The sequence below is a fragment of the Kaistella pullorum genome (assembly GCF_014837035.1).
Classification (GTDB): domain Bacteria; phylum Bacteroidota; class Bacteroidia; order Flavobacteriales; family Weeksellaceae; genus Kaistella; species Kaistella rhinocerotis.
Genome location: NZ_JACSPS010000001.1, coordinates 49772 through 56273 on the forward strand (window position 1 = coordinate 49772; position 6502 = coordinate 56273).

The following is a 6502-nucleotide window of genomic DNA, read 5'->3' on the forward strand; positions in this document are numbered from 1 at the left end:
GTGATGAAAACGCAAAATTTACTTTTCAGTCTGTTTCTGCCTGTGGTGCTTTTCGCACAGGCCAGTGAGGAGAGCTACCCAATTGCTAATCAATTTGCCGCAGAAAATTCCTTGCGTCCGTATGAGAGCCGTTTCACCGGCGTAAAAGTCGCAAAGAGTGAATGTTTGAACGACGCGCAGCTTATGCAACTGAAATATCAAATTCAGCAGAACAGGAAACGGATTGTGGCTAAAGATGCGCAGGCTTTTTCGAAAATCAGGAAACTTAGTCTCTTCCAGAATCCGTTTCGCCCAAAGGCAGGCTTTAATGATTACGGCTATCATACCCTGAATTACCAGGTTGACCACAACCTGACGCCGAACAACAACCTGCTCGACTACAATTGCGGCACGCGAACCTACGACTGGGCCAACGGCAACCATGCGGGAACCGACTACATCCTCTGGCCGTATCCCTGGAAACGTATGCAGGAAAACGTGATGGAAATTGTAGCTGCAGCACCGGGAATCATCGTGGAAAAGCGAAACAGTTTCGCAGATCTGAACTGTACCAACAATGGAAACCCAAACTGGAACGGTATCGTAGTAGAACATGCAGACGGCACTTTTGCCATCTATATGCATTTTAAAAAAAATTCAGCGACTGCCAAGGAAGTAGGTGATACGGTGACCGCAGGTGAATTTTTGGGTTTAGCCGGCAGCTCAGGCAGCAGCACTATTCCGCATCTGCATTTTGAGATACGCGATGCCGAAAGCAATGTGATAGATCCATATCAGGGAAACTGCAATCCGACTGTCACACAAACATGGTGGATGCAACAGGAACCCTACTATGTTCCGCGAATTAACAGGATTTCCACGCACTCCGTAAGCACCAATGACACTGCCTGTCCGGTGGTAGAAAACACTTATGAAAAGACCAATTTTGACACGGGAGACCCGATGGTGCTGAAGCTGTATTACCGTGACATCAAACCCGGAGATGTAACGGCGATTAAAATTACCGGACCATCAGGGAATATCGTATCAAATTACACCTGGACTCAGGATTGGGGTGTATTTTATGCCACTGCCTGGGCCTACTGGACTTTCAACATCACATCCAGCTGGGAAACCGGCATATATAATATTCAGGCAAATTTTGGCGGGAACAGCTACACCACTGCTTTCGGTGTACGGACCCCATTGGGAAGCAATGAACACAATCTGGATGAACTGATGATTTATCCAAATCCGGTAAGGGATGTACTCACCATTAAGAACTTCACTGAAGGAGATAAAATCGAAATTCTGGATTCGACGGGGCGGTTGATTAGAGGTTTGGCCGCAGATACCAAAACAGGGAAACTGAATGTCAGTGTGCTTCAGGCCGGGAACTATTATCTGAAAATATCTGTAAAAGATCAGCGCGTGAAGCTGCTGAAATTTACGAAGAAATAGCAGGCGGGCCGGTTTGGGAAGCAGACGCAGTATTTTCGGGGGCGATAAGCCAGGTGCCGATTTCGTCTTCGAGGTATTGCGTTTGAACGGTAACCGCGTCTAAGAAATCATCAGGAACGTTGGCGGTCTCACAGGTTTGCAGGTGCCAAAGTTCTTCGCTCATCAGTTCATATTCTGAAAAAATTCTGCGAAAACGATCACTTTTTTGTTCCAATGCTTCAATCTGTGCTTTTTGCGGATCAAATTTTCTGTAACGGCGTTTTGGTTTCATTGAAGACATTTTTTTGGCGAGATTATACAACAGTAGGCATACGGCTAAAGCTTCTATACGGTTTTTGTGTTTATAAAACTCTGGTTTATAAAGGATTGTGAATCTGAAATTTGCGAGAAATAAATGTATAGATAATATGCCCATCAAAAAAATTTTTAACAGGAATTTCTAAATGTTTAACATATAGTTATAAATTTGCGGCCAACTTACTTAACTATGAGGGAGCTTTTGATTAAGCAAAAACAAATTGCATTTTTTATTCTGGCCGGCGCGCTGAGTGCTGCCGCAGAGATCGGCTCCTTCAAAGTATTCAGTGTGTTTTTACCGCAAATATTTCCGGGTGAATATAATTTTTACGGGATTCACTTCCCGCTGAGTAATATTTTTTCAACCGGCGTAGGAATTTTTACCAACTATTTCCTCAGCATCTGGTTTGTATTTCAACGCGGCAAGCACTCGAAAAAGCGTGAATTCGCCTATTTTATGGGCATATCTGTGCTTTCTACATTCGTCAGTTTGGCATGTTTCCAGATTTTCTTCCGCATCTTTTACCTCGAACATATCGATGCGGGCATCTTCGTCTTCAGCCGCGAGATACTGAGTAAGGTCTCAGCGATCCTTCTTGTGTCTGTACTGAACTATACCGTGAAAAAGAATATTATCTTTAACGGATAAATACAGGACGTGCGCGGCCGCAAATATAAATGACAGAAGTTTTAGCCCCGGTTGAACGGCCTGTTTGAGCTCTCCCGCAGCTTGCCTGCGGGAAGCGAGTAGTGAAAACGGGTATGCTCTGCAAAGATTACGATGGCTCGTTGCTCCTAAAAAAGATTCTTAATGACAGTGATTTTAAATTATTTGTGGCGTGGCTGGATGATTTTGCTCGGCGCTGTGCTAACGCTCACGCTCGGAATTCCGGTTTTGCTGCTCTCTATAAGGAAAGAACATTACCCGTACGCTTATAAAATCATCAGGATCTGGTGTTTCGGTATGTTCTACGGCATGGGTTTCCGCTATACGCTCACGGCTCTCACCGAAAAAAAAATTGACCCAAAGACGCAGTATGTCTTCATCGCAAACCACACGTCCATCATGGATGTGATGCTGCCGTGTATCCTGATGCCGCACCATCCGCTGTGCTATGTTGGCAAGAAGGAGCTTGTGAAAATTCCTGTTTTCGGTACTATTTATAAACGAATCTGCGTGATGGTGGACCGCAATTCTGCCCGAAGCCGCGCAGAGGTTTACCGCCGCTGCAGCGAACGGATGGAAGAGGGACAGAGCATCGTGATTTTCCCTGAAGGTGGCGTCTCCGACGACCCGAGCGTGGTTTTAGACAAGTTTAAAGACGGCGCTTTTGTACTCGCGAACAAGCATCATTCGCCTTTACTTGTGTATACGTTTGTAGGACTGAAGGAATTTTTTCCGTTTGATGCATCCAAAGGCCGACCCGGCAGGATAAAGATATTTTTCAATGATATCTTGGCACCTGAAATGGGCGTAAACGGACTGAAAGACGAGGCTTATTCACAAATAAAAAAAGTTCTGCTGAACTCTAATTGAAATATTTATTGGTTATATTTGTTTTTAAGAAATCATTAACAAAACATGAGTACAAATACCGTAAAGACCAATTGGGCGCAATTTATCCCATTGGTAACCGTCTTTTTCTTCTGGGGCTTTGTAGCCGCGAGCAATGATATTTTGATCCCTGTTTTCAAAAAAGCCTTTAATCTTACACAAGGCCAAAGTCAGCTAGTTTCAGTGGCGTTCTACATTGCGTACACCGTGGGTTCACTGATTTACCTGTTCATCTCAAAAAGCCTCCGCGGAGATTTGGTGAATAAAATTGGGTATAAGAACGGTCTCATCTACGGCTTATTGATTTCGGTGGTTGGTACGTTGTTTTTCATTCCGGCAGCAAATAACAGTTCATTTATCCTGATGATCAGCGGACTTTTCGTAATCGGACTTGGTTTTTCATTACTTCAGATCGTGGCGAACCCGCTTGCAATTGCTTTGGGACCGAAAGAAACGGGCTCTCAGCGCTTGACGCTCGCCGGCGGGATCAATAATTTCGGTACAACTGTGGGTCCACTGATTGTATCTTTCGCAATTTTCGGGTCTGCAAGCGCAGCCAATACCGAGGCGAGTATTGAAAGCGTAAAACTTCCGTATTTAGGCTTGGGAATCGCGTTTATTCTCGTAGCAATTCTGATTAAATTCTCCAAGTTACCGAAGATTACAAACGTGGTAAAAGAAGATACAGATGATTCGCCCGATGGGCATCACAGAACTTCGGCTTTCCAATATCCGCAGCTTGTACTTGGTATGATTGCCATTTTCGTCTATGTAGGCGTGGAAGTTGCAACGGCGAGCAACCTGCCGGCGTACATGGAGAATGATCTAGGTTTTGAAACCAAAGATATTGCTCCCTACATTTCGCTTTACTGGGCTTCACTTATGATTGGCCGATGGGGAGGCGCAGTAGAAGCATTTGATGTGACCGCCGGTGCAAAGAAAATCCTGACTTTCCTGGCTCCTTACCTGGCTTTTGGAGTGTTTCTCGCGGTAAATGCCATCGCGAAGCATGATTTAAGTCCATTTTACATCTATGGTCTCATTATTTTGGTAATGATTTTCGCAGATATCATGAGTAAAGGCAACCCGGCCAGAATGCTGCTTATTTTCTCGTCGCTGGGCATCCTCGCGCTACTCATCGGTATGGCCACAACAGGAATGGTTTCCGTATATGCTTTTACAAGTGTAGGTCTGTTCTGCTCAACGCTTTGGCCGTGTATTTTTGCACTTGCGATCAACGGTCTCGGCAAGCACACCAATCAGGGCTCCAGCTTCCTGATCATGATGATTATGGGTGGTGGTATCGTTTCATGGCTGCAAGGTATGTTGGCCGATATGACGAATATTCACTTCAGCTATATCATTGGCGTACTATGTTTCGCTTATCTGGTATTCTACGCGATCCGTGTGAGCGGAATCCTGAAAGCTCAGGGCATTGACCTGAACCAACTCAACAACAAAGGTGGACACTAAGAAAATATTTATAATGAAAAGATTTTGGGCAGGTTTATTACTTGCCCAATTTGTTTTGTTCTATATCCTCTCCGGGACAAAATTTTTTGTGGACGCGGCCGCCGCGCTGTTCGAGTACAAGAAAGTGGCTCATCAAAAACTTGCCTCTTACATACCGTTTTCGCTCGGAGATGTTTTTTATATTGTAGTAGGTGTGTTCTTACTGCTGCTTTTAATTAAGATTTTCAATAAAGCTACGCGGAGAAAAGCGTTTGTTCAACTATTAATTTTCATTAATCTGTTTTATTTCATTTACCAACTTTCGTGGGGAATGCTGTATTTTCAGGCGCCACTTACGGAAAAGTTGCCCAAGCGCGAAATCACTGCGGACCGAACCAAAGCTCTGGCTCTCCTGTATCTTGAAAAATGCCGTGAAACCCGAAAACTTGTGGATGAAGATGAACGCGGAGTGTTTACATTCAAGCCGACCAGCTTGATTAAGTTAGAAATCTTAAACCGTCAGGAGGAGTTGCCTGAGGAGTTTAAAACCAAGACTGCGACCAAAATCGATGCCTTCAAACCCAGTTTGTATCGCGGGGTCGTAAGTTATTCCGGAATATTAGGTTATTACAATCCATTCACTGCAGAAGCGCAGTACAATGATCAGCTACCCGCCAGCTACATTCCGTTTACCCTTGCGCACGAAAGTGCACACCAGCTAGGTTTTGCACGTGAGCAGGAAGCCAATTTCATCGGTTACCTGATGGGCCGAAATTCTGAAAATGCAGCACTACGCTACTCCACCGAATATGCGGTGCTAAAGGCATTGCTAAATTCACTTTTAGAGGAGCACAAACCATTTGTAGACAGTGTATTGTCTCAATACTCAGCGGAAATGAAGCGTGACAGACAGGCCGAAATCAATTTCAGGAACAAACATAAAGGTCCGCTCGACGTGTTTTTTGGAATCACTAATGATTTATTTCTTAAAAGCAATCAGCAGGACGGAAGCGTGACGTATTCTTACTTTGTAGATTTACTTATCCGTTACGAAAGTGCCGAATAGGTAAAAAAAAGAATCGCACCTTACGATGCGACTCAAAACACAAATGATGAAAAAAAATTTAGCCTTGAATAAAACTTTACAGCCTTATTAAGACGGTGTAAAAGTATAATAAAAGTCTGACATGAACAAATAATTTACTCTGAGCCAGGGAAAATAATTAAAATTACGAGTTTAGGGAAAACGCCTTTTCTTTAAATTTTTTAAACAAACATTTAACAGATTATATTGAATTTCGGTTATAAATAGGAAATATTCAGCAGCAAATTATTATTGTACGGATTAATAAAATTTCAAAATATTTAAAAATTCTGAAAAAAATTTTATTTGAGTACGGCTTTTAAGGTGAATTTTGACTTTTCACGCAAGTTCACATTAAAAATGTCTTCATTAAAACGAAGTATTCTATTTAACGGATTGAGGCACAACCACTTCTTCAAAATATTTTTTACAAGTTCAAACTAGAAAACAAAAAAGCCCAACAACTGTTGGGCTTTCAAGTGTAGCGAAGACGGGAATTGAACCCTGTCCGCCGGGGCGGATATGAATCCTGCGCTACTATTTCACATTTTGTTTTATCCAATCCCTCCCAACACCGGACTTCAGCCAAATTTCTCGGGACATTGCTGCGCCTTTTGTATTGAAAAATTCGACATGAATAACTTCCCAAGGCCTGTATTTTATGGTAAAACCTC

The 6502-nt window shown here is 43.2% G+C and carries 6 protein-coding genes; 5 read left to right on the forward strand and 1 reads right to left on the reverse strand.

The genetic code is table 11. The features are described from left to right. Positions 1 to 3: 3 nt before the first annotated feature. Entirely contained in the window at positions 4 to 1440 is a 1437-nt protein-coding gene (locus H9628_RS00245) for a peptidoglycan DD-metalloendopeptidase family protein (RefSeq protein WP_251832112.1), read from the forward strand. Here the strand turns inward: H9628_RS00245 and H9628_RS00250 are convergent. Further along, the gene (locus H9628_RS00250) at positions 1427 to 1711 is read right to left on the reverse strand and encodes a hypothetical protein (protein WP_251832113.1); all 285 of its coding nucleotides are present in this window, start codon (positions 1709 to 1711) and stop codon (positions 1427 to 1429) included. The genes H9628_RS00245 and H9628_RS00250 overlap by 14 nt on opposite strands. A 216-nt stretch (positions 1712 to 1927) precedes the next feature. Between H9628_RS00250 and H9628_RS00255 the strand changes: the two genes are divergently transcribed. The 4 genes from H9628_RS00255 to H9628_RS00270 all read left to right on the forward strand — a co-directional run bounded on the left by H9628_RS00255 (position 1928) and on the right by H9628_RS00270 (position 5810). After that, positions 1928 to 2386, forward strand: coding sequence for a GtrA family protein (locus H9628_RS00255; RefSeq protein WP_251832114.1), 459 nt, complete (start codon positions 1928 to 1930; stop codon positions 2384 to 2386). 162 nt (positions 2387 to 2548) lie between these two features. Beyond that, entirely contained in the window at positions 2549 to 3274 is a 726-nt protein-coding gene (locus H9628_RS00260) for a lysophospholipid acyltransferase family protein (RefSeq protein WP_251832115.1), read from the forward strand. Between the two features lie 45 nt (positions 3275 to 3319). Beyond that, positions 3320 to 4765: an MFS transporter gene (locus H9628_RS00265; protein WP_251832116.1), complete on the forward strand. Its 1446-nt coding sequence runs from the start codon at positions 3320 to 3322 to the stop codon at positions 4763 to 4765. A gap of 13 nt (positions 4766 to 4778) precedes the next feature. Then, on the forward strand, positions 4779 to 5810 hold the full coding sequence (locus H9628_RS00270; protein ID WP_251832117.1) for a DUF3810 domain-containing protein: 1032 nt from the start codon (positions 4779 to 4781) through the stop codon (positions 5808 to 5810). The last annotated feature ends 692 nt before the right edge of the window (positions 5811 to 6502 follow it).